Origin of the sequence: Granulicella aggregans (assembly GCF_025685565.1) — a bacterium.
Classification (GTDB): Bacteria; Acidobacteriota; Terriglobia; order Terriglobales; family Acidobacteriaceae; genus Edaphobacter; species Edaphobacter aggregans_B.
In genome coordinates, this window is sequence record NZ_JAGSYE010000001.1 from 1915891 (window position 1) to 1941591 (window position 25701).

Annotated in this window: 11 protein-coding genes; 9 read left to right on the forward strand and 2 right to left on the reverse strand. The window is 60.2% G+C overall.

Translation table 11 applies throughout. The annotated features are described in order from the left end of the window. Positions 1–187 precede the first annotated feature (187 nt). From OHL18_RS07630 to OHL18_RS07660, 7 genes are all read left to right on the forward strand, one after another. Entirely contained in the window at positions 188–4048 is a 3861-nt protein-coding gene (locus OHL18_RS07630; protein WP_263374215.1) for a TonB-dependent receptor, read from the forward strand. 132 nt (positions 4049–4180) lie between these two features. Next, positions 4181–5134 (forward strand): tetratricopeptide repeat protein, encoded by a 954-nt coding sequence (locus tag OHL18_RS07635; protein WP_263374216.1) that lies wholly within the window; start codon positions 4181–4183, stop codon positions 5132–5134. Continuing rightward, on the forward strand, positions 5131–6231 hold the full coding sequence (locus OHL18_RS07640; protein ID WP_263374217.1) for a tetratricopeptide repeat protein: 1101 nt from the start codon (positions 5131–5133) through the stop codon (positions 6229–6231). The genes OHL18_RS07635 and OHL18_RS07640 overlap by 4 nt, the downstream gene beginning before the upstream one ends. A gap of 115 nt (positions 6232–6346) precedes the next feature. Further along, positions 6347–7516, forward strand: coding sequence for an arabinan endo-1,5-alpha-L-arabinosidase (locus OHL18_RS07645; protein WP_263374218.1), 1170 nt, complete (start codon positions 6347–6349; stop codon positions 7514–7516). 323 nt (positions 7517–7839) lie between these two features. Further along, positions 7840–12366: a hypothetical protein gene (locus tag OHL18_RS07650; protein WP_263374219.1), complete on the forward strand. Its 4527-nt coding sequence runs from the start codon at positions 7840–7842 to the stop codon at positions 12364–12366. Between the two features lie 39 nt (positions 12367–12405). Beyond that, positions 12406–16383 (forward strand): hypothetical protein, encoded by a 3978-nt coding sequence (locus OHL18_RS07655; RefSeq protein ID WP_263374220.1) that lies wholly within the window; start codon positions 12406–12408, stop codon positions 16381–16383. Between the two features lie 29 nt (positions 16384–16412). Further along, a complete protein-coding gene (locus tag OHL18_RS07660) occupies positions 16413–17411 on the forward strand; it encodes a glycoside hydrolase family 5 protein (protein WP_263374221.1) in 999 nt (332 codons plus the stop codon). A 161-nt stretch (positions 17412–17572) separates the two neighbouring features. Here OHL18_RS07660 and OHL18_RS07665 read toward each other — a convergent pair whose 3' ends face one another. Next, positions 17573–18469, reverse strand: a complete 897-nt coding sequence (locus OHL18_RS07665) for a hypothetical protein (RefSeq protein WP_263374222.1) — start codon at positions 18467–18469, stop codon at positions 17573–17575. A 229-nt stretch (positions 18470–18698) separates the two neighbouring features. Between OHL18_RS07665 and OHL18_RS07670 the strand changes: the two genes are divergently transcribed. Then, a complete protein-coding gene (locus OHL18_RS07670; protein ID WP_263374223.1) occupies positions 18699–20885 on the forward strand; it encodes a winged helix-turn-helix domain-containing protein in 2187 nt (728 codons plus the stop codon). Positions 20886–20924: 39 nt separating this feature from the next. Here the strand turns inward: OHL18_RS07670 and OHL18_RS07675 are convergent, their stop codons facing one another. Beyond that, positions 20925–23774 carry a UPF0182 family membrane protein gene (locus tag OHL18_RS07675; RefSeq protein ID WP_263374224.1) on the reverse strand — a complete coding sequence of 950 codons (2850 nt, stop codon included), beginning with the start codon at positions 23772–23774 and terminating at the stop codon, positions 20925–20927. Positions 23775–23957: 183 nt separating this feature from the next. Between OHL18_RS07675 and OHL18_RS07680 the strand changes: the two genes are divergently transcribed. Further along, positions 23958–25664: an amidase gene (locus tag OHL18_RS07680; protein ID WP_263374225.1), complete on the forward strand. Its 1707-nt coding sequence runs from the start codon at positions 23958–23960 to the stop codon at positions 25662–25664. Positions 25665–25701: the final 37 nt, after the last annotated feature.

Sequence of the window (25701 nt, forward strand, 5' to 3'; positions counted from 1 at the left end):
CTATTGTTGCCCTCGTTTCCCTAGGTTTGGTTGCGGCAAGTTAAGTAAACGCTTGCTGAGCACTAGAACTTAGCGGCACACGCCAAAGCCGTAGAGGACTTGGACAGTTCGGACTCAACGATCGAAAACAAGTCCGAAAGTCACGAATGTAGAGGCGACGCTGTAGCAGGACTTTTAGGAGAGCCGAATGAAGAATCTCGCAAAAACCATCAAACTTATCTGCTGTGGGCTGGCTGCGGCGCTTGCCTTGGGAGCTCCCATGGCTCAGGCTCAGTCGACACGCGGCGTTCTGGCCGGCACTGTAACCGACGCGACGGGCGCTGTGGTACCCGGTGCCAGCGTCGTTGCTGTCAATGAAGCCAATGGAGGCCGGAACGAGGCGATCTCGACTTCTTCAGGCAGCTACCGTCTTCCCGAACTGCCCATCGGGGCATACACCGTAACCACCACGGCTGCAGGCTTCCAGATCGCCAAGGCGACCGGTGTCCAGGTGACCATCAACAGCGTGACCGCGCTCGATGTGAAGCTGCTGATAGGCTCCGCAACTGAATCCGTCACCGTGGACGCGAGCGGTCTGCGCATCGAGACGCAGTCTTCCGATATCAGCGGCACGGTTTCGAGCAAACAAATTGAAGACCTGCCGTTGTCGCTCGCAAGCGGTGTTGGCGGTCTTCGTTCGCCAGAGACCTTTGTATTTCTGCTGCCGGGTACGACGGGTCCTGGCAGTGGCACCTCAGGCAATACCGGAAACGGCGTGTTCTTCTCGCGCTTGAGCGGCGGACAGGCATATGGAGCCGAAGTCCTACTCGATGGAGCCAGCATCCAACGCAGCGAGAACGGCTCATCCTTCGATGAGACCTCACCGTCGATTGAGGCGCTCCAGGAGTTCAAGGTTACGACCTCAACTCCTTCTGCCGAGTTTGGACGTACGACCTCCGGTATTGAAAGCTTCTCGGTCAAATCGGGTACCAACAACTTGCATGGCACGGCGTACGCGATCATCAAAAATAACGTGTTCGACGCGAATAACTGGTTCAACAATGGCTATAAGGCACTCGATTGTCAGAATGTTGCCGAGATTAATTGCCAATACAAGAGACCGCAGGATAGCAAGTACGACTTTGGCGGAGTGTTGAGCGGTCCGGTTCGGATTCCAAAGTTCTATAACGGCCACGACAAGAGTTTCTTCCTCTTCGCCTGGGAGCAGTACAAGCTCAAGCTTGGTGCCGTCACCACCTCGACGGTTCCGACGGCTGCGGAGCGTGGCGGCGACTTCAGCGATATCCTCGGCGCCGCAGTACCTGGCGGAACGCCCTTCCCCGGAGTCGCCTATAACGTTCTCCTAAACCCCTGCACTGGACAGCCAGTTCTTTATAACCAGGTCTTCGACCCGTCGACGACGCAGCAGATCAGCCCCGGCATCTTCTGCCGCACGCCTTACGCTGGTAACAAGATTCCGACGGTTGCGTTGAGCCCAACAGCAGCGACCCTGATCAAAGGGCTTCCGCTGCCGAACCAGGCACCTACTTCTACCGACGTCTTCGGTTACACAAACAATTACTCTCAGGCGGGTGTCGCGCCGAACACCAATACCACCTATACGATCCGTATCGATCAGAACCTCTCCGATAAGAGCAAGATCTTTGCGACCTATAGCACGCGCCAGAATTCAAAGCTGACCGGTGCTCCGGACCTACCGGCACCGTTCAATAACAACGGCTACCCTCAGACCTTCACGACCCATTACACCCGTGCTGGCTGGGACTATACGATCAGCCCAAACCTGTTGAATCACTTAAACGTAGGCTATAACCGGACCAACAGCATCAACCTTGGCCCCACGCTCGGCTCAACGGATACCGCTGCGTCGGCCGGTGTGGCCAACGACTATTCAACGTTCTTCCCCGTCCTGGCGTTCCCCAGCCCGGACGCTCCCTCGAGCCTTGGCCAACAGCAGAACGGTCAGAACATCGACAACGGCATTCGCGGCAACGACAGCATCAACTGGCAGAAGGGCCGGAACAGCTTCAAGTTCGGCGTTGATGTCCGGTTCCAGCAGTACTCGGTAATCCAGTACAACCAGGACACGCTGAACTTCTACCGCGACCAGACGGCCGGCGTCAGCAATAGCTGCTGCGGCTCGGGTAACCCCTTCGCCAGCTTCCTTGTCGGTGAGGTTGGAAATGGCTATCAGGCAGTCTTCAACGACCATCCACGGTGGAACTCGCATTACCTCGCTGGATTCTTTGAAGACGACGTGAAGCTCACCAGCAATCTCACGCTGAACCTCGGAGTTCGCTACGACGTAGACCTTCCCCGTCATGAGGCACTTAACCGTACGTCCCATCTGAGCTTGACTGCACCGGATGCGGCGGCAGGCGGCTTGCCGGGTGCGCTTGAATTTGGCACCACCTGTCACTGCGACTCGTCGTGGACGCAGTCCTGGTATAAGGATGTTGCTCCCCGGCTCGGCTTCGCCTACTCCCTGCCAGGTACGAATGGCAAGGCAGCATTGCGCGGAGGCTTTGCGACGATCTTTGGTCCGCTTCAGTACAACGACTTTGGCAGCTCCATGGCCTTCGGTTACAACCAGAACAGGTCCTTCTTCCTGGGACAGACGGCTACAACGGGTGGCGCCTTCACCCCGGCCTTCCGCCTTGATTCAAACTCACCTGCGGACCCAACCAACTCGAACGTGGGCTTCCCGGCGGTCAGCTACGCACCGAATCTCGATCCAACGCAGTTGACGGCGCCTAACGGCCCCGGCAGCTTCGACGCGGTCGGCGGCGAGGTGATTCAGAAGAAGAATGGCCGTCCTTCGATGACCAACAACTGGAGCCTGCAGTTCCAGGATGAGCTCGCACAGGACTTGATCTTCACGCTTGGCTATATTGGCCAGGTGGCGCAGAACCTTCGTTCCGGCGACCTTTCGAACATCAACAACATCACCACGGACAAGTTCGCCCTCGGTGACCGGTTGGGCAACTCGGCCTACTACATTCCTCAAGGTGGATCGAACTCCGGTGTAAGTGCTCCATACTCCACCTTCCAGGGTTCCCTCGGCCAGGCACTACGTCCTTTCCCACAGTACGATTACATCGCGGGTGATTGCTGCCTCGAGAACCTTGGCCACTCCTCGTATAACGCCATGGTCGTCTCACTGGCTCGTCGCTTCCGCAACGGGTTCAACCTGCAGGCTTCCTACACCTGGTCGAAGACGCTTACCGATGCAGACTCGACGATTCCGTTCAGCTATGTCTCCGGCAATCAGTTGGAGCAGGCGCCCGGATCGGGCAATCTGAAGCTGGACAAGGCAGTTAGCGCACAGAATATCCCGCAGACGTTCTCGCTCAGCTATCTCTACCAATTGCCATTCGGTAAAGGCCGCAAGTTTCTCAACAACAACCGTCTCCTTGACTTTGCGATCGGTGGATGGCAAGTTGGCGGTATTCAGCGCTATCAGAGTGGACAGCCCATCGGCTTTGGTTGCGCGACTGGCATTCCTTACTACCAGAATTGCATCACGTTCACAGCTGGCCCTGCTGCCGCGACTGGATTTGCCAGTGCTGCGTACAAGGCGAAGAAGAACGGTCCCAGCGTCTTCAACGGCCAATCCTGGTTCAAACCTGCCTATCGTCCGCCATCGGCTCCAAACGGTCCGATTGGTCTCGAGAGCGCAGCGTTCATCGACCAGAACGCAGAAGGTCCAGGCAATCCACGTCCCTACTCCTCGGACTGCGGGAATCAGGCGGCGAATAACTACTGCTCGTTTGTTCCTTTCTCCTTCGGCAACCTGCCCCGCGAGACGGAAGCAATTACTGGACCGATGTACCTTTCGGAGGATGTCAGTCTGCTGAAAGACTTTGCAGTCACAGGGAAGATAAAGTTCCAGATCAAAGGTGAGGCCTTCGATGTGTTCAACCGGCATCGCATGGGGCTACCCTCTCTGAACCCGAATGACTCCATCTCGCAGACCGGTTTCGGTATACCTACCTATACCGACTATGGCCCGCGCAACATGCAGGTCTCTGGAAGGATCACCTTCTAGGGCTTGCATCGATAGATCACCGAAGTAGACGAGGGTGGAGCGATGCTTCACCCTCGCCTATTTCGACGCCAGGGTTTGCGGCAGGGGTTTGCCCCGCAAATCTTCGCAAAGATAGAATTCGCCTGTGCATCTATGTATCTAGCTATCCCGATACTTGCGGCGCTTCTCTTCGGCCAGGTCTCCGATGTCGCGGGAGTTCCGGGAGCCTTGGCGGAGGCACGGGATCTGCAAACGAATGGCAAGCTGGACAAGGCGCGAGACATCTATGAAAGAGTGCTTTTGCTGCGGCCGCAAGACTCTGAGGCACAGGACGGGATGTCTTTGACGAGCGAACAACTAGCCCTTCATGAGCGTGCTGCGGGACATATGGATATTGCTTTCAACATCCTTGTCCGAGCGCAAAGGGCTGAGCCGGACAATCCGCGAATTCTGCTCGATCTCGGCATTCTTGAAGACGAGATCATGCTCTACCTCGAAGCCGCGAAGACGCTCGAACACCTCGAGACACTTGGGGCGGTCGATCCCAACACGTACTACGCATTGGCTCGCACCGACCTGCATCTTGGCAGGCTCGAGCCGGCGGAGGAGCAGATGAAGCGGTACCTGAAGGTTCGGCCGGACGATGCTTCTGCCCACTATGGCCTGGGGAAGATCTATCTCCAGGGAGTTCAATTTTCCAAGGCTGAGACAGAGTTTAGAAGATCCATTGAGATCCAGCCAAAGCAGAGCGAGTCGTACTACGAGTTAGGTCAGGCGTTGCTGGACCAGAATGAGTTCGAGGCGTCGATGGCGCAGTACCAGAAGACTCTGGAACGAGATCCGCAGCACGGTGGCGCTTTGGCCGGGATGGGAATCGCCTATTTCAAACTCAAGCAATACGACGAGGCGAGGAAGTGGCTTGTGAAGGCGACCCTGGCTTCGCCTGACTACCAGCCAGGGCATTACTATCTAGGACTTACCTTGGGCCGCCTGGGGGATGCTTCCGCTTCGCGAAGAGAACTTGACCTTGCGACCCAGCTTGCAGCGAAAGACAATAAAGAAGCCGCAACGAGGATAACCATCCTCAATCCCGAGGCGCAGCCATGACCTTCCGCGTCTCCGTGTGCGCTTCCATCCTGACTGCTATCTTCCTTTCGACAGGCGCGACAGGCGCCGCACAAGACGCGCAGGAGATCCAATCGATGGATGCGGGCGCCGCCGCGCTTCGACGAGGAGATGCAAAAGAAGCAGAAGAGTCTTTTCGGCGCGCGCTTCAGGCGAACCCTGCCTCCGCGGACGCTTATCTCGGGATCGGACTAGCGGAGCTCCGCGAGAACCTGCTGGAGGACGCCGTCCGCTCTCTCAGCAAGGCGAGCGAGCTTAATCCCTCCCTGCCCAGCGCGCACATGTTCGACGGCATTGCGCTTTTTCAAATGAACTCTTTCGACGAAGCTGCGGATCAACTGCGGCAGGAGATCAAGCTTCAGCCGAAGAGTACAGAGGCGCTCACCTGGCTGGGGATCATCGAACTGCAGGCTGGCCATCCGAAGCAGGCGGCTGTGCCCTTCGATCAGGCAGGGACTCTTTCGCCTGCCAGCCCGAGTGTTTTGTATTACCAGGTGCGGGCACACACCCTCGCCGCCCAGGAAGCTTTCCGCGCGCTCGCGGCGATCGATGGCGACTCTGCGTATGTCCATCGCGCGCAGGCAGAGATCTATTCGGAGTCGCACCAACCTGATAAGGCCATCGACGAATACCAGGCTGCGATCAAGAAGGCGCCGCGAGACCCGGAGCTGTACGAGGCTCTTGGTGACGAGGAACAAAGAGTGAGTCATACAGCCGAGGCGGTAAAGGCCTACCAGGCGGAACTTGCACTCAATCCGGACAGCTCCATTGCTTTGTACAACCTGGGGAAGATTCAGGTTGAGACCGCCGATGCTGCTCAGGGAGTGGCGCTGCTGCAACGGGCCGCTGAAGCCCATGCTGCCGCGGCACCAACTCTCTTCTACCTGGGATTTGGTCTGGCGAAGCTGGGTAAATACGAGGAAGCAGCGAAGAGTCTGGAACAGTCTTTGGCCAGTTCGCCCTCGGAGATGATCCGGCAAAGAGATCTTTACGAACTCGTTCGGGTGTATCAGCGGCTGGATCGCAAGGCCGACTTACAGCGCGCTTTGGATAGCCTCAAAAGCCTGAAGAACAAGTGACCGGGGCGAATTAGTCGAATTTCAATATGCGTTGTCTCGGACGCAAATTGAGCCACGCCGTTTTTCCTGAGTTATTGAGATAAACCGAATGCGCCAAATGTAAGGGAGACATTAGATGGAAAAGATTGGAAAGTGCCGAAAGAACATTGCAACCATGGCTTTGAGCTTCCTGGCAGTGTTCGTAGTGCTCAGCATGTCCGGTCGACGAGCTCTGGCGCAGGATCAGAGCACAGCTCCTGAAGCCTTAATCCTTAGCGGACAGTTCGCAGGTACGCACGATCCCTCGATCGCCGTCGACCACGGAACGTACTATGTCTTCGCGACAGGGGCGGTCAGGCCAGATAAGAGCGAAGCTCCTCCCCCCGCGCCGGCCGCCGGACAGGCGCAGACGGAGTACGTCCGTCCTCATACAGCTCAACTGCCGCAGTTTCCCATTCGCTGCTCAAAAGACCTGCATGCCTGGAAGCGCTGTGGGGCTGTCTTCCCATCCATCCCGGAGTGGATCCAACAGATGAGTCCGAAGACCGAGGAGCTATGGGCGCCCGATGTCTCCTACTTCGATGGCTTGTACCACCTCTACTACGCCTTTTCTGTCTTCGGCAAGAACACCTCCGGCATCGCGCTCGCCACCAACGAGACGCTCGACCCGGCGAGCCCCAGGTACAAGTGGGTCGACCACGGGCTGGTGTTGCGCTCTCTCGCCACCAATGACTTCAACGCGATCGATCCGAACCTGATCCTCGATACCAAGGGCGAGGCGTGGCTTTCATTCGGCAGCTTCTGGACCGGCATCAAGATGCGGCATCTCGATCGGAAGACCGGTCTCCTGTCGACGAAGGACACCACGGTGTACTCGCTTGCCGCCCGCACACACGGCGGACTCACACAGCCGCGCAGCCCTGACCTGCCTCCCGATACCGAGGCCATTGAGGCGCCTTTCATCCTTCATCACGGAGACTTCTACTATCTCTTCGTATCCTGGGATCTTTGCTGCCGTGGTTTGAAGAGCACCTACAGCACCCACGTGGGTCGTTCCAAGAGCGTGACAGGGCCATACCTCGATCGCGCTGGGGTTCCGATGCTGGAGGGTGGGGGATCGCCGTTGCTGGCAGGGAACAAAGTATGGCTCGGCCCGGGCGGGGAATCGCTATTGCATCTTCCCGAAGAGGACATCATCGTCTTTCACGCCTACAGCGGAGAGGATGGCCATCCGGCGCTCCATATCTCCACGCTTGGCTGGACAGAAGGATGGCCGACAGCGAGGCTTGAGGGTGACAGGCCCTGAGTAAGGCAATGAAGTGAACATCGTGCAACACAACCCTGGTCGACCAGGTCGCCCACCAAGTCTTACTTGGGAGAGGATCTGGGATCACTATCGTCTCAAACAGCTGCCGCAAGCGGGCTCAGCCTGCTGACCGCGCGTCGCCGCCTCTCTAAACGAACCTCGGAACGCAGCCCGGCTGTGCCTGCGGATCCAGCTGCGGCGGCCTTTGCCGTTCTCGCACCGCGTTGAGAAAACATTGAGAAAATCTTGAGGCCGATTTTGAAGACCATTCTGCCTTGCGCTGTGTAGCTTTGCCGCACTGACAGGTTCGGATTGAGGCGCGAATGGCAGAGATTACTCCCAAGGCGAACACCAGCGTACAGATAGGCCCCTGTACCCTCGTCTACACCCCGACTTCAGCTCAGATGCTCAATGAGAATGGGATACAGGTGTGGGCCATCTCGGAGACCATGTTCCCTCCATCCGTGGTGGGGACGCCTCCAGTCGTCAGCGTGACGGTCAAGACGACCTCGCACACGATTCACCCGCCACCACCACCGCCTGGAGGCGGACTCCCACAGATCGAGCCGCCGGTCGCCGGTCTGACTCCTTCGCTGGCGCCAGCCACAACGATTACGAATACGACGATCACGATTACTATGAGCGGCGCTCGCTTCGCCGGAACCGACATTCCTGCTGATTGTTCGATGGTCATCATCCAAACTTCGAACAGCGACGACCCCGGCACAGGATTTCCCTCGATTAACTATTCGCAGACCTTTGGCGGCCTGTCCTTCGACGGAGAAGACGACGATTTTCTGGGATATCTAACAGTCACTGCGCCGATTCCAGCCGGGAACCTGAGCCTCCCGCAGTCAAGTTCGGCGACCCTCAACTCCGGAGCCGGGCTCACCGCTTCAATCGACATTGCCCCTGGATACATGAACATCTACTCCGGGCTGGACGGCAACCCGGTGGCTCTTGTCGACTCGACCGCAATCGGCAACTTCGGCGTGGCGACGCTGACCGTGGCGGCAACCCAGGGCAGCGTGGTCCTCAGTTTTCCGGCTCCAGCACCCGCTTTTCAAACGGCATTTACGATCCAACAGCCGGAGGGATGGCTGGTGCTGCCACCGGGGTCAGCGACTACGATTGGAACGCTGAGCGGGCCGGCAAGTGGCGGCAGCTTCGACACCGCTTTGATCCTGGCCGGCGAGGATGTCTCCGCGAATCTGAGCTTTGTCGGATTTCTTCAGCTAAGACTATCGGCGACCGCGGCGACCCAGACGCAGTACACGCTGAGTCTAGCCTCGGGACTTGCGCTTGCTGGCGATGCGACTGGCGCTCCGGTGCAGGTCTCGCTCATCGGCTGCCAGATAAATTTTGTCGATACGGGGACGACGTCCTCGCTCCTCCTGTCCGCGGGGTTCGCGACACTCAATCCGGCCCCGCTCACCACGGGGTCGATCGCACTTTGGCCGACGACCGGCAACATAGCCGGAGGGGTCACCCTGGATTTTTCGACGAGTCCAGCGACCGCAAGCAACGCGTTTCTCAATATCGCGCAGGCGCTTTGCTCGCTTCCCGACGCGCTTACGCGGCCGTTGGCGTGGACTGGAAATACCGGCCTTGCGCTGGTGACGACACCGCCGCCCATCGCCCCGGAGTATGCCAACTACGTCATTCTGGGAGGGGTCGCGGCCGGTGCGACCCAAGTGGTGCTGACGGGGATCAGCATGGAGGTGACGCGGACGGTCGACATGGCCATCGGGTCTATCACCTTCCAGAACTGCGGGGTGCAACAGGCTGGCGGAGGCGCGCTTTCCTTCGTGCAATGGGGCGGCGACCCGCAAAACTTGACGCCTTTCGTGACGGTCACTCTGCCGCCGCAGCACATCAGCGAGAATGCCTATCCACTGAACGATGACAACACGCCGCAGGGGACGCTGGGACCGCCGCCGGTGACCGCGCGTATGGCAGGGGCTACTTCGCTGCTGATGGAGTTGCAGCTGGAGGGTGCTGTTCCGCTCAGCGCGGAGACGTTGTTCGACTGGACGAGCAACACGCTGATCAGCCCACAGCCGGGATCGAACGCACAACCCGATCCGGCTTCGGCCATGGTGCTTGAACTGCCTTACCGGCTGGATCTGGCGCTTGATCCTGACGCGGGATGGGTACAGCCAACCGCCCCTGCGCCGGACGCAGCAACCAGTCCGCTTTGGCATGCGCGGCTCGGCGTGCAGCAGGGCCGCTCTGATGGCAGCGGCTTCTTCGTGAACGAGCGCAGCGGGCTGCAGAAGAACGCCCGCGCCATCTGGACCTATGACACCCCCGGCTCGGGATCAGCGTTTGCCGACGAAGCCTTGACGGCCACCAATCGCGAGGACATCGTCTACGAGACCGGGCAAACCAATCTCTCTGGCACAGGCATCGCGGTCGATCACCTGATCCTCAGTCCGCTCGGTGCGTGGGCAGACCTGCGCTCGGTCTGGCCGCTTGGCGTCCCTCCCGCAGGTCACTCCCTCTCGGCCTGGACGCAGCTCATCAGCCAGGGACGCGACCAGTACATCCGCGCCGTTACCGTTGGCTATCTGCTGCCGTGGGGGCACGTGGCTTCGGTGGTGGAGGTGGCCGAGCGGCGCTTCTCGAGCGATGCCGGCAACACGGCCTATCTCTCGACCAAGAAGTATATCGTCGTGGGCGAGGTCACGCGCACCTACATGCAGCAGCCGAGCGGCGCGCCCATGTTGCGAGACGCGGTGCTGACGCAGGTCGATTTGCTGACGCAGATCACGCCCGCGATTGACCAGGCGACCGGGGTCATCACGGTTCCCGGCGACGGTACGGGACCTGCCTTCGTGCCCTATGTCAATGGGCAGCCGTTCCTGTTCCACGCACGCGTCTATGATAACGACCAACTGGCGCAACCGCCGCGAAAGACCGCGGACACGTATCTGGCGGCCGTCTTCGTCGATGCAAGTTCATCGGACGCTCTGATCACCGCTGCGCTGAATGCCTTCAACACCGGCTCGACGGCTGCGGCTACAGCGCAAGTCACGCCCCATACCGATCCGCTGCCGACGGGCAGCCTTGTTCCAGGCCAGATATCTACGCTCTCGACGGCGGTGTTGAACGGCCAGAAGCTGGCACTGGCTACCTCAAACGTTCTGGGCGACACCACGCACGCTATCTCCAACCTGAGCATGCAGGTTTCGAGCCTGATCCCGGCGGGCGTTCCGTGGAACCTGGCCGCTCCCGTATCGAATTTTTATCCTTCGCTCAATCAGGCGCTGGTGACCCTCCCCGCAGTGGGCCTGCTGACCTCTGCCGCCCCGTCGAACGTGGCCGTCAGCTATCTTCCGCAGTACCTCAATCCACTGACCGACGGCAGCAATCCGGTCGATGCCTACATGGGGCTTGCAAGTCCAATCGCTGCGGCACTCTCAGGAGCGAAGGCGAATGGGCTGGTCGCACCCTCGCTCGCCATCAGCGGCCTGTCGCGTACCTTCGGGGCGCTTACCGGCGACCCCGGCAACCCCACCGCCCCGCTCGCCGGTCTGCTTGCCGGCGCTCTCAATCCGGCCAGCTTCTTCCCCAGCGACGCCAAGCTGTTGAACCTGATCCCATTCACGGATCTGGTCGGCGCGGTCGAAGGCCTCACGTCCTTCGATACGACGCACATTCCGCAGGTCAAGGTCGATACCAGCGATCCGACCAAGATCGTGGCGACGATGAACTGGCTGCCGACGCTGTCCTGGCCGCCGCAGACGTCAACTACGGGATTGACGACCGGCGGGGCAACCGTTGCCTCGCAGCAGAACACCTGGAACGTGCCGGGCGGTTTCGTCAGCCTGACGCTGAATGGCAACCTGGCCGGTAGCATCACGCTTAGCAGCACGATCACCACGCCGGTTACGCCTGGGCCGCTGCCAGGGCCAGTCCCGGCACCGATCCCTGCCGGTGCTCCGGTCAGCACGATGGTTGCGACCGTCAATAACTTCAGCCTCAACGTGCTCGATCTGGTCCAGATCAACTTCGACACGCTGACCTTCACTTCGACAACCGGCAAGAAGCCGACCGTGAAAGTAGGTCTGTCCGCGACGCCTTTCGTCCTGACCGGGCAGATCGACTTCCTGCAGGTCCTCTTCGATGCGATCGAAGCGCTGTTCGATAGCGGCCCGGCCATCTCGGTCGATGACGCGGCGATCACCCTCAGCTTCGAGTTCGCCGTGCCGGACGTGGGGATGGGGATCTTCGACCTGAGCGGCATCGCCATCGGCGTCGACGTGATCCTCTCGCTCAGCACCGATCCGGTGGAGTTCCACTTCCACTACGCCGGCCCCGATAACCCGTTCGATCTCGCGGTCGACCTGCTCGGCGGCGGCGGTTATTTTCTGGTGGATGCTTCAGACCTGCTCAACACCGCGATCACGCTTTCGGCACAGGCAGGGGCCAGCGTCTCGCTCGACCTCGGCGTGGCCAGCGGTTCGGTCTCGATCATGCTGGGTGCGTTCTTCCAGTCGTCCTCGACTTCGGGACAAGGTCCGCTACTCGGTGGCTACGTGCGTGCAGATGGCCAATTGAACATCCTCGACCTGATCACGCTGCACGTCTCTTTCTATCTCGGCGTCACGTACGCCCCGGAGGCGGGCATCTTGTGGGGCGAGTGCACGGTCACCGTGGAGGTCTCGGTCCTGTTCTTCCATCAATCCGTTTCGTTGAGTCTGCGCAAGCAGTTTCCCGTCAAGCTGCCGTCGGTCCCGCTGCTGGAGCACGCGCGGCCACTCGATGCGACTCCGCCCTGGCCGATTCCCCGCGACCAGATCATGAGTCCGGCCGACTGGACTACCTATACGCAGGCATTTGCCTGAAGCACCGAAGCGTTACCCGAATCAGAAAGAAGGCAGCCGATGGCAGTAGCAGCACCTGGGCAGATTACATGGACGGTCCTCCCCGCAGGGTGGGCGACGGACGGCTCTCAGAGCGTCAATCTTTCGCTGGTCGCCACACCGCAGCTAGTCTCCGCCGATCCGGTCGCGACCATGGCGGATTTTCCGCTCTTCAACGGTGCGACGCTGTGGCCGGACCTGATGGCGGCGTCGAGCTTCGTCGTCACCTTCGCCAGCATCGACAGCGCCACGCTGATACCCAATCCAGCGGCGATCGACTCAACGCTGTGGAAGCTGGTCTTTCCGGACACGCTGCCGGTTGCTGCGTTTTCGAGCGGAGCGGCCGCGGCTGTCGCGGCACAGACGACACAGAGCTACTCCGTCCAGACCAACCTGCGGTCGGTGCTGGGCGTGTACCACCAGACGCCCGTCTACGGCGGTGGCATCAACCGGGGCAAGAATCCGCCCGTGCTGGAGGCGGTTCCGGCCGCCGCGGCACGTACTGTTTCCAATGGCCCAAACGCCTCCCGGCTGGCCCACCTTGTCCCGGACACCGAAGCGGAGCGCGTGGAGCTGCGGACTACCATCCGCACACTGCGGGCCAAACACAAGGTACTGAAGCCGTCCCACTTTGAGGAGCATGCGGCGAAGTCCGCGGGCCGGTTCACGGCAGAGATGTTGCACTTTGCTGAGATGGATGACTACTACAGCCAGCTCTCGGCGGGTGCGGCGGCACGGTATAATGCCGCTACGCAGAACCAGACCGTACCTGCGCAGCCGCTGACCGCCCCTTCCTTTGATTTTCACGCGGCGCTTACCGCCATCTCTCGCTACCCAGCGCTGATGCGGGCCCTCGGACTCATCCTCGACTTCACGCTGCCGGTGAGCGACGTTGTGGCGATCGGCGTGGCCAACAGCCAGATGGCAATGTCTCCCGCTGCCAGTCCCGCGTTTGCTGGATACTCGTTTGTTACGCCGCAGACCCTTTATACCTACGATGCCGGAGCTCCGACGTTTTGCCTCGCCACGTCCGGCGCAATACCCGATCTCGCAGACGGCTACTTCGCCATCCCGCCGGACTACAGCGTTCCCCTGAGCCTGCGACTCGAGGCTCTGGCAAGCCTGCTCCCGGAGCAGGCGGCACAGTTCAAACGCGCGGTGGCGCTCGATGCGACGGCCACTCCCGCCCCGCTACCCGCGCCCAACACCGCAGGGCTCGGACTCGCACGCAGCGGCGAAAACGGCCTCGTCGTCACCCTCACCACCATGCTCCAGATGCAGGCGGCGCTGGCCACGTCGGCCACACCGCAGGCTCCGACAGTCAGTGCGGAGACGCTCGTACGCGGCTTCCGCGTCGACATGCAGCCGGCGGGCTCTACCACGTGGTACTCCCTGCACCAGCGCGTCGGGACCTGCACGTTCACCGCTAGCGGACGCCAACTGCAGTGGAACGATGAAGGCTGGGCGCAGTTGCAAGCCTTCAACCCCGCGCTCGACGGGCCTGCGGCAAGTCTTTGGACGCATGAGACGATCTTCCTCTGGCAGGGCTGGAGTCTCTCAGCACCGCGCCCAGGCAAGATGTCCGGCCAGGACGGCACGCTGCTCGACCAATCCGCTGCCGGCACGAGCAACCTGGAGTTCTCCGTTACGGCAGCGGCGCAGCCGGGGACGCTGCCGTTGCTCCGCTTCGGACAGAGCTACAACTGCCGCCTACGCACGGTGGATCTCGCCGGATACAGCCTGCCGCTTACGACGGCGACGGATGCACAGTTCACCACTAGCCTGGGAGCCTTCCTGCGCTATGAGCCGGCACCGCCGCCGGTGCTGCTGATGCGCGACTCCGCCGGGCCCGGGGAGACCAACGGGACGGTCGTGCTTCGCAGCGACTGGAACGCACCAGCACCGGGGGACGCTGAGCGCCTGATTGCGCCACCGTCCACCTCGCTGCACATGGCCGAATGGCATGGCGCACTTGACCTGAATGGCCAGCCCAATCCGGCGCTGTTCAGCGATCCAACCTTCGTGGCACGGCTGAATGCGTCGTTCTCCGCGCAGCCTTACGGGGCGACTCCGCCCGCTGTGCCTTATCTGCCGGACCCGACCGTGACCGGTGCGGTCCTCGACTTCACTCCAGCGACCACCACGCCCACCGATCCGGTAACAATGCTCGCCTTCGACGGGACGTGGCCTGCACTGAACTCGTCGCGGCTCATCCTGCAGGAGGGCGCGTTCAGTGTCGTCGTCGATCCGGTGGGTCACACGGTTACGGTGAGTCTGCCGAAGGCTACGACCTACAGCATCAATCTGACTGCGGGACTCTCGGCTACGAACCTGCTTTTGTTTGACTACTGGAGCCAGATCGCCTCGGGCAAGATCAATGTGGCCAGCATTCCGAACGCCATGACTGGAGCGCTGAATGGCCGGACGTCTCAGCTCACTCCGTCGCGCGTCGTCAACCTGGTCCACGCTGTGCAGCGGCCGCTGATCGTCTCCGCTTTCTCTGCCGGTACTTATATGACACGGCCGGGCACCTTCGCGCTTATGTTCAGCACGATCAGCCTCGACGCAGCCAGTACCGGCAAGGCCGAGGTTCTTGCTGCCTGGCAGGAGTGGGTCGATGACGGCGTCAATGCGCCCTATCAGCAGAGCTACCAGGGGAGCGTAACCCAGGGCATGGTGTCGTTAAGTGACGTGGCCTGGTATACCGCAGGGCAGTTCCCTTCTTCCGCGCTACCGTTCGTCGAGCACGAGTTCCATGACACCAAGGCTCGATTGGTGACCTATACGGTGGTGACCACGACACGCTTCATGGAGTTCTTCCCAACGTCCGTTACCGACGACCCGGCAAACGTGAGCCAGACCAGTCTGCCGCTGACCCTCAACGTGCCCACCGCCACCTGGCCGCCTGCGCCGAAGGTGCTCTACGTGGTGCCGCTCTTCGGCTGGCAGCAAAGTACCGACGGAAGCGGCAACCCGACGCAGACGAGGTCCTGTGGTGTTCGCGTCTATATGGATCGGCCCTGGTACGCGTCCGGCGACGGTGAGCAACTGGGTGTAGTGATCCCTGTGACGGCTCCGCCTCCGCCGGCGGATGGCGGTGGTGGCACGCCTATCCACGGCGGCGGGGGCGGAGGCGGCGGAGTTGGAGGAGGTGGCGGTCCGGTCGCTCAGACCACAGTCACCACTCCCCCTGCCCCACCGACCGCACCGCCCGAGGTCCCGGCTACCTATGTGCCCTATGTCACGCAGTGGGGCGCCGACCCAGCGATTGGTGGCGTTGCCATCCCTTCGCCGTTTACACCACTGCCGCAGCACTTTCCCGGGGGAACGCTCGCCCCGAGCGTCGACATCGGCTCGTTTCCCGGCTATCACTTTCAGGCTGCGGACACGGGTGTCGCCGTGGTTGCCTTTCCGGTTCAGTTTGAGCCACCCGATCCATCGAATCCGACTGCGCCGGCCGATCTGGGTGCGACCCCCAACAATGGCCGCTGGTACGCCGATATCGAGATCGACACGGGACAGGCTTACTTCCCATTTCTGCGGCTGGCGCTTACGCGTTACCAGTCCTATAACTCAGGCCAGGAGATCAATTCCTGCTCCGAGATCGTTCTTGCGGACTTCGTGCAGATCGCAGCAGACCGCAGCATGAGTCTGGTGTTTGAAACCACAGCGCCGCTCACCGCGAATATCGTCGTCACCGGTCCCGTGAATCCGAACGGCAACAGCTTCCAGGCCCAGCTTGAGATCGACCAGGGCACAAGCGGCTCACCTCTGTGGATGCCGGGCGAAGAGGTGGTTCTGGTGCCGGTGACCCGCTTCCCGAGCCCTGTAACTCACTGGATCAGGGCCATCACGCTGCCCGTCGCTCGCGGCACACAGCCCATGCGCATCGTGGTACGGGAGTATGAAAACTGGCCGGTCGATGCGCCGGGGCGAGTAGCGGGAGCGGCGCCCTCGTCTGCGCAAAGACTGGTCTTCGTCACCAGTTACACCTTATAGCGAAGATTCACAGGAGATACTGGAGCCCCATGCCCGAGCGCGACACGCTTTATACCTCAGGAAGATTCTTGCTAAGCCGCAGCGGAACCAAGGTCATACTTCGCGGAGTCAATCTTCCGCTGCTCGATGATTGGGCATTTCCTCCATCGAACTATCTCTCCGCAGTAGCGCAGAGCCATGCAAACGCCGTTCGCATCCAGTGGTATGTGAACTACGGGGATGCAGATCGCCCGGCCTACTCTCTGTCTGATCTCGACAACGTCCTGACGCAATGTGCGCAGGCAGAGATGATCCCGATCCTGATGCTGGCGGATCTTACATGCGCGGCGGATACGAGTCTGCTCAACTCGGAACTTGTTTCCTGGTGGACTTCGAGCGATGTGGTCGCGGTGTTGGCGAAACACGCCGCGTACCTCGTGATCAATCTGGCAAACGAGGTGGGCTTCTACCACTGGGCAGGGGATTCGCAGGCGGTTCTCGACGCGTATTGCGCGGACTACGCCACGGCCTTCCAGAGTATTCGGAGTCAAGGGCTGAACTGTCCGATCATGGTCGATGCGCCGGACTGCGGCACGTCGCTCGACGTCTTCCTCGCAGTTGGCCAACAGCTCATCGAGTCTGACCCGCAGCAAAATATCCTGCTCAGCGCACACGCCTATTGGGCCGGATACGATGGGATGCCCTTTATCCAGCAATGCGTCAATGCGGCGCTCCCCATCGTCTTCGGGGAGATCGCGAATCGGCAGGACGAGGTAGTAGACGGCCAGACGGTCTTTGGCTTCTACTGTCTGGATGGCACCGGCGAAGGTGTAACCCCGGCAAACGGATTCACCTACCAGGCGCTGCTATCTACGCTCTTCCATCACGAGACCGGTTGGCTCGCCTGGTCGTGGGGGCCGGACGAGTGCGCGGCGCGCATGTTGAGCACAGACGGAACCTCCGCGGCTCTATCGCCCTACGGAGAAGACATTCTCAACAACCCGAGCTATGGTCTTGCAACGACGAGTCATCGGCATATGCTGCTCTAAGGGCTAGTTGAAAGGCCCAATCACAGCCACGAACGAACGACCCCAGGGCTGAAGCCCTTTATTCCTTTAATCCTATTCGTGGGGCTGAATCCCCACGCTACTCCCAAAAGACTTCCCTCATAAGCTGTTAGAAATGTCGCCGAGAAATTGTGGTGTCGGCATCATCGAGAAACGGTGACGTCCATGTGCGCTGAGGGGTAGACGCCGCGTAGCGCAAGAACGGAGAAGTTGCTGAACGTATTGCCGCCGATCAGCTTGCCCAGCTCGGAGTCCGCTGCCGTGTAGAACGTAACCGACGAGGTGCCGAAGCTGATCGCTGGGAACAGCGTTTGCTGGCGCATCTTCAACCCCTCACGCGGGGCGTACCACCAATTGGCCAGAAATACAGTTGCAGAGTTTGCCGGCGGGGCCGTCTCCGGTCCATAGATGAAATAAGGTGGCAGGTTCCACGAAGCTGCTGAGACGAACAAGTTGCCGTTCCCGCTGGATGGTGCGGCGTACTCGTAGGTCAACTGCGGATCGAACCGCGCTGGCAGGCCTGCCGCAAGGAAACTCTCCACCAAAGCCGGGTTGTTGCTCACGTAGACGAGCGTGTAGTTATTGATGTCGCCGGTGCCGTCGGGTGCGACGATGTTGATCCCGATCTGCGAGAGATTGGTTGGCCGAGGACTGTGACCATTCACGGCGACCGAAGCGCAGCTGGTGGCGCGAATGACGATGTTTGCGGTTCCCTTGTCGGCACCGTTGATGACAAAGTCGCTCGGCACCAGGGGAGCTGCGTTCGCGAGCGAGATCGGACCTTCGCCCGCGAACTCCGAGCAGTTGGTAAAGTCCACCGAGAAGTCCGGCCGAGTCTGGGCGGAAGCCGTGAGTGCCAGAGTCGTTGAGATCAACACCGCGATCACTGAAGTCCGGGTCAGCATCCGACGGACAGGGTTGATCCGGGCGGGGGGACGGTCGCCAGCGGTCTGGGCGGCTCGCGCCTCAATGACACAGTGACAACCGTAACCCCAAAACGCAAGACCTGCGAGAATTCCGAACGAGATGAGTTCAGACATGAAGGTGTTCCTCCCTTGGATGAAGCGTGCTTCCGGTGCATGAGTCAGGCGTCGTCTACAAATACGGCATCTCGTGAGTGGACCACCGTCTGGACGACGAAACTGGTGGACGAAACGAAGTCCGGCTTGTCGTCACCATGAGGAATAGAGGAAAAGCGGCGGAAGATCTTCAGGGAATCCTCAATGTTTTCTCAAGGATTTCTCAAAGGTGTAGGAAACTGTTTCAAGCATGCGATTTGTATTCAACAACTTCATCCTCGACTCAGAGCAACGGGTGCTTTGGAAAGAGGGTGAGGCGGTCCCGGTATCGCCCAAGGTCTTCGAGACTCTCGAGCTGCTCGTCATGAACGAGGGCAGGATCGTGTCCAAACAGGAGTTTATGAAGGCGCTCTGGCCCGACAGCTTTGTCGAGGACGGGAATCTTACCCAGAACATCTTCATTCTGCGCAAGCTGCTCGGCACCTCAGAAGAGGGCCGATCTTATATAGAGACATTCTCCAGGCGCGGCTACCGCTTTGCCGGTACGATCCGGCGTGAGGATGTTCCCTTGGAGGGAGAGACATCAGCACCGGCCAGGGCGGTCTTCGAAGAGGGAAACTCCGATTCGACAAGCTTGCCGGGACTGGTCGACGACTTAGCGAGTCCGATCGAGGCCCAGGTATCTTCGCCGGCTGCAGGCCATCGCATGACGAAGCCTTTGTTACTGGTCTTCATCACAGCGTTCATCTTCCTTCTCGTCGCCGGATCTGGTCTCGCACTCCGCTGGAAGACTCGCATAAGAGTTGGAGCCTATCGACGCATCACGAATGATGGAAGAACCAAAGACCTGCTCAATACACCTTCGATTCTCGTGCCAGTCGGAAACGCGCTTTACTTCACGGAGGTGATCGGCGATCAGAGCATTCTGGCCCAGGTCTCAGCCGAAGGCGGCGAGATCGCGTACGGCATGGCTCCGTCGCCAAGGGTGCATGTGGTCGGGTTCCAGCAGGGCTCTCCCGGCACTCTCTTATTTGGCGCGAACTGGCCGATCGATGCCAACCAGCCGTTGCTGGGACAGGACATTTCGTCAGCAACAGGCTCGCCGGTCTTCAACCTTCGCGCACAAGACGCAAGCTGGTCGCCCGACGGCGGCAAGCTGGCCTACTCCCAGCTCGGCAATGTCTTTGTCCGCTCTTCCGACGGGAAGACGATCCAGGTCGCCACGGTCCGGGGACTGGCTTATTGGCCGCGATGGTCCCCGGATGGGAGCCGTCTCCGCTTCTCAGAGAGCTACCAGGGATTCCATGATCGGCTGTGGGAGGTAGACAGCGCGGGCGGAGGCCTTCACCAACTCTTCGCAGACCAGGCTGATAGTGATCACGTGTGCTGTGGCTCCTGGACGAAGAGCGGTCGAGCCTTCGTCTACCTCTCAGTTCAGACGAGCAATAGCAAGATCCGTATACGGACCGAAGACGGCGGGATCGGAAGCAGATGGACCCAGCAATCCCTCGATCTCTCCGCGGCTCCGCTCGATCGATGGATTGCGCCGTTGCCCGGTCCAGACGGCAAGCATCTTTTCGCCATTGGAGAGCAGCTCCACGGCCGCCTGGTGCGCATTGACCCCGCAACCCGTCGGCCTGAGCCTTTTATCGGCGGCATCTCCGCCGAGGGAGTCAGTTTCTCGCCGGACCACGAAAGCATCGTCTGGACGGCCTATCCTGAGGGGACGTTGTGGCGGAGCCGCAGCGACGGCTCTGGCCGGGTTCAACTTACGCAGGCACCGCTAGTCGCTCGCTTTCCGCACTGGTCGCCGGATGGCTCAACTATCGTCTTCACGGCAGCGAGCCCGGGATCGGACTGGCAACTCTACACCGTTCCCGCGAACGGAGGCGAGGTCAAGGTGCTGGTGCCCGAGTCGAGAGGTCAGGGGGTCGCATCCTGGTCGCCGGATGGTAAGGCCCTTGCCTTCGGACATCTCCTCGACCCGGCAGAGGCGCGAAAGCAGCCGCTCGATATCGAGATCTTTCACCTCGAAGATCGAAGCTCGACTCCCATACCGGGTTCGAAGGGTCTATGGACCGCGCGCTGGTCGCCCGACGGCCGGTATCTTTCGGCCGTGACCGAGGACAACCAGACGCTCCGTCTCTACGACATGCAGAAGGGCCTATGGAGCGATCTGGCGCACTCCAACATCAATGACGTCGTTTGGTCACCGGACAGCAAATCGCTCTTCTTCGATACCAACCTGGGTTCCGACCCGGCCCTTTACCGTGTGCGCCTGAGCGACCGGAAGCTCGAACTCTGGGCTACTCTCAAAGACCTTCGCCGAGCTGGCTTCTTCGCGCCCTGGCTGGGCATGGCACCGGACGGATCGCCCATCCTCCTCGAAGACGTAAGCATCCAGGAGTTGTACTCGATCGCATTGAACCTGCCTTGAGGCGCAACCGGCACGAGTAGGATATCTGCTTCTGTCACGCTATCGCTTCGCTGAATCAAGCCTGGCCAGATCGGACTTCAGGGCCTCAAGCTTCTGCCCCGCTTCAGCCAGCTTGCCCGCGGCAGTGAGCCGCTGATAGTCCCCGAAGTTCTTGTTTGCGTCAGCGATGAGGGCCTTGAGATCTGCCGGAAGCTGGCTGGACGTCTGATTGGTTTGCGGCAAGGTTATCGGCGAGGAGTTTGAGGAGCTTTGCGCAGGCAGAGGCGTTTCAGAGGCCGTCAGCGACGAGGCTTCGCCGCCAAAGAGAGCGGCAAGTGCAGCCTGGAAGGTGGTGCCGTAGGCGAGCTTATCCTGAAGTGCAAGCACAACAAGGCGCAGTTCCGGCATAGGGCTCTGTTGCGCCTGCAGATAGATAGGCTCGGCATACAGAAGGGCGCGACCCGTAGGAATCACCAGCAGGCTGCCGCGCAGGACGTGAGAGCCCTGCTGGTTCCAGAGTGTCAATTGGCCGGAGAGCTGTGCGTTCTGATCGATGCGGGCCTCGATCTGTTGCGGTCCATCGATAAGACGTGTCTTGGGAAAGTTATAGACGGCGGTGGTCCCGTAGGCCTCGCCATCGGAACGTCCCGCAATCCAGCCAATAAGATTGTTCCGATTCGCCGGGGTAAAGGGCAGTATCTGGACAAACTCCTCCTGCGTTCCACCGGGCAGCTTCATTAGGACGTAGTTAGGCTGCATCGGCTGCACAGACTGCTGGCCGTTCGCGTCGCTGCTGGTCTCCGTAGCGACGGTCCAAAGGTCTTCGCGATTGAAGAACACCTCTGGCCGGGTCATGTGATAAAGGCCGTAGACCTCTGCCTGGAGGCTGAAGAGGCCCTGCGGATAACGCGCATGGCGGCGCAGGTCGGCAGGCATCTTTGCGGCGTCGGTGAAGAGCGTCGGATAGATGCGGCGGTAGGCACCAAGCACTGGGTCTTCCGTGTCGAAGACATAGAAGGTTGTCGTACCGTTATAGGCATCGACCACAACCTTCACGCTGTTCCGTATGTAGTTAACTGGGTCGCCGCCCAGTGAGTAATGAGTGGAGTACGGGTAGCTGTCGGAAGTAGTGTAAGCATCGATGATCCATGACAGTCGGCCATCATCTCCAACCACCATGTAGGGATCCTGATCGAAGGTGAGGAAGGGCGCGAGCCGCGCAACGCGATCGCGGATGTTGCGGTGCATGAGCAAGCGGCTCTCCGGCGTTACGTCGTCGGAGAAGGGCAGCGTACCGAGGTCACCGTGATCGAAGGCGATGATGAGGCGACGGGCGAAGCCGCCCAGAGCGATGCCGCCTGTGCCCTGATACGAGGTAAGGTTGTTGGCCTGTCCCTGCGGATAGTCAAACTCCTGCTGTCGCGTTTTGACGTAGACGTCGGTGTCGGTGAGTTCGCCGAAGTAAAGTTCAGGGCGCGTCACCTTCAGGCCTGGCACCGTGCTCTGAACCGGCATGTTGCTGAGGAGCAGGTTCGGTAAGCCCTCCGGCGTGAATCCGTTGACCGGGTTCATGGTGATGCCGTAGCCATGGGTGTAGATCAGTTTTTCGTTGATCCAGTTGCGGCTGCTTACCGGCAGCTTCTCGACGTTGAGCTCGCGGACGGCGAGCATCTCCTCGCTGAGTTTGCCGTTCAGGACGTAGCGGTCGATATCGATGTCGGGAAAGTCGTAGTAAGTCCGGATCTCCTGGACCTGACGCAGCGTGTCCTGCAGCGCCCTCCAGTCCCAGAGGCGGATGTTCTGAAGCGTCGGCTGATTGTGGCTGGCGTCGGCGGCCTCGAGCGTCGCTTCGGCGGGAAACTCGCTTTGCGAAAAATGATCGAGGCCGTAGGCCTGCCGCGTCATCTCAATGTTGTGTGTGATGTATGGCTCTTCGCGGACAAGTTGATTGGGTTTGACGATGAAGTTCGCAACGTACCAGCCAACGACCGTCAACCCTCCATAGCAAAGGACCGCAGGCAAGACAGAGACAACGATCCCTGCGACGCGAGAGTCTCGCACGGCATTGATGGCAGCGATGATCGCGCCAAGAACAAGAGCACCTGCAACTAACAGAAGGCCGCCAGCCGTGATGTGGGCATCGGTGTAGTTGATGCCGTCGAAGAGCGTGTGATGGTCGAGAAGCAGCTCGAACCGCTCCACGAAGACGGTCATGGCAAGCACGAGGAGAAAGAAGGCAGCGGTGCAGGAGAGGCCGCGCCAAGGTGAGGGCGCAAGACTGAGCCGGCGATTATCCAGAGTTCGCGAGCCGCTGGTGATGATCAGGAAGAGAACAGCCACAGCACAGGTGGCGATCGCCAGGGTGAGAAGCCAGTCATCAATCATCCGCCAGGCCGGGAGAGTGAAGAGGAAGAAATTGAGGGGACGCGAGAAGATAGGGTCGGTGACGGGACCGGCGGCGTGCGGTGCGTACCAGAAGAGAGCCAGGGTGGGCCACTGCGACATCATCGTAAGGCCGGTCAGGAGCGCTACCACGATCGAGACGACGAGCGAGATCACACGCAAGGCAGGAGCAACGGAGAGGCTGACACGTTGGCCGCCGAGGACGATCGCATGGTTTGTGGGCAGATCCGCGTGATGTGAGCGGCGGATCAGGAAGAATGCACCATAGAGAACGAGGAAGGTGATCGCTGCCGAAAGCAGGAAGACGGAAGACTCGATGAGAAAGGTCTTCCAGAACACCTCGCCGTAGCCCAGCGACTCGAACCAGAGGAGATCGACCCAATCCGAGAGGACGATCCGGGCAACGATGAAAGTGACAAATAGCAGGGCGGCGATGACGACGAAGCGGCCACGACGACTGGGACGTTTTGGATTGAGATAGTCTGACGAGTCGATGAAGTCTGGCACCGGTCCTCCGCAATTGCCCTAAGGAACAGAGGCGATAGCGATTCTACAGGGCGCGATCAGGAGACGTTTTCGTGTGAGTCAAATTGCTCATCTCAGGACACGAGCAATCCTCCCAGATACCAGCAACAGAACGTAGGTCGAGTGTAGGCTAAGGTTCATCTAGCGTTTAAGGAGTCACTGCGCTTGTTCAAGAGCCTGCAATGGGTACTGCTCCTCTCTTTCTTCGCCGCCACTTCCTGCCTACGCGGCCAGTCGACACCTCCGTCCAAATCCGCTGACAGCGATCTCTTCGAGATTACGATTCCTCAACTTGAAGATCTCTACCGGTCGCACCGCTACACCGTGACGCAGGTGACTCGCTGGTATCTTGCACGGATCCATCGCTACAACGGAATCTACCGCGACATTGAGACCATCGATGAGCAAGGAGCCCTGGCAACCGCGGCTCGGCTCGACCAGCAGGGTCCGGGCGAACACCCCGCGCCGCTCTGGGGAGTCCCCATCGTCATCAAGGCCAATACCTCCATCCAGGGACTGGTGACAACCGACGGATGGAGGGGTTACACGATCCCTGGTCATGAACTGATTGCGCCGAAAGACGCGACGATCGTCGCCAGGCTTCGAGCAGCAGGGGCGGTTATCCTTGGCCATACCAACATGCCGGACTTTGCGGCATCGGACACCAACCGAAGCTCTTCGTTTGGTCGTACCGGCAATGCTTATGATGTCCGTTTCTCCCCGGGCGGCTCGTCGGGTGGAACGGTCACGGCGATCACCTCGAACGAAGCCGTCTTCGGTAACGGCACGGACACCGGCAACTCCATCCGCATGCCCGCTGCCACCAGTTCCGTCGTTGGACTCTTTCCTACGCGCGGCCTCGTCTCCATCTCCGGTATCGCTCCACTTGATTGGCTGCTCGACAACTCCGGACCGATCGCACGCGACGTAACGGATGCCGCCATCGCCCTCACCGTGATGGCTGGCCCGGACCCAGCTGACCCACGCACGGCTGACGCAAGATCAAAGGCCATGCCGGGGCCCTACACGAGATACCTCAAGCCAGATGCGCTCAAGGGTAAGCGATTTGGCGTCCCTGCCTTCATCCTTGCGGGTGCGGGTATTCCTTTTCAAGGCATCTGCCCGGAGTCGCCGGATAAATTCGCTGAGGATCGCAGGAGCGCCATCATCCCGCTTGAACCCGAGACTCGAGCAGCCTTCCTCAAATCGCTCGATGGTCTGCGTGCCGCGGGCGCTACGGTCGTCTTCTCGGACGACATCCTTCCCGACTCCTTCGCCGAGATCGCATCGCACGTCTGTACGTTTCCCTACATCAAGGAGGGAACGGAGAGGTTTCTCCGCACCTACGGTCCAGGCCAGTACCACTCCGCTGAAGAGTACGCCGCTGTCGTCGGTTCGCCACTGCCAAATACGATCCTGAATGGTATGAACGACGTCTCACGCAAAGATCGCGCACCCATCGTTGAGACGACACTCGAAGCCGATCCTAACGCTGAGGTCAATTACTTCAGGCCCCGTCGCGAAACCCTTGCCGCATACAATGAAGCGCTGAGCCGGTTCCACCTCGACGGCTTCGTCTACCCCGCCACACAGATGCCTCCGCCGGACGAGACCATGCCGCAGAAAGGCGAGTCCGGCATCATCAGCGGCGGCCCGCACTCCGACACATCATGGGTGAACATGATCGGTGTCCCTGCTATCGTCGTCCCCGGTGGCTTCTACCCGGACGGGCTACCTTTCGGACTAGAGATCTCTGCCAGCCCGTGGCGCGATGGTGATCTGCTCGGGTACGCCTACGCCTACGAACAGCAGACCCACCACCGGCGACCGCCTATTCTTGTCGAACAGGGTCTTCTGCCAAACGCGCGTTAGGTCCAGATCTTTGCGCTGCAACACCATTCCGGTCTCG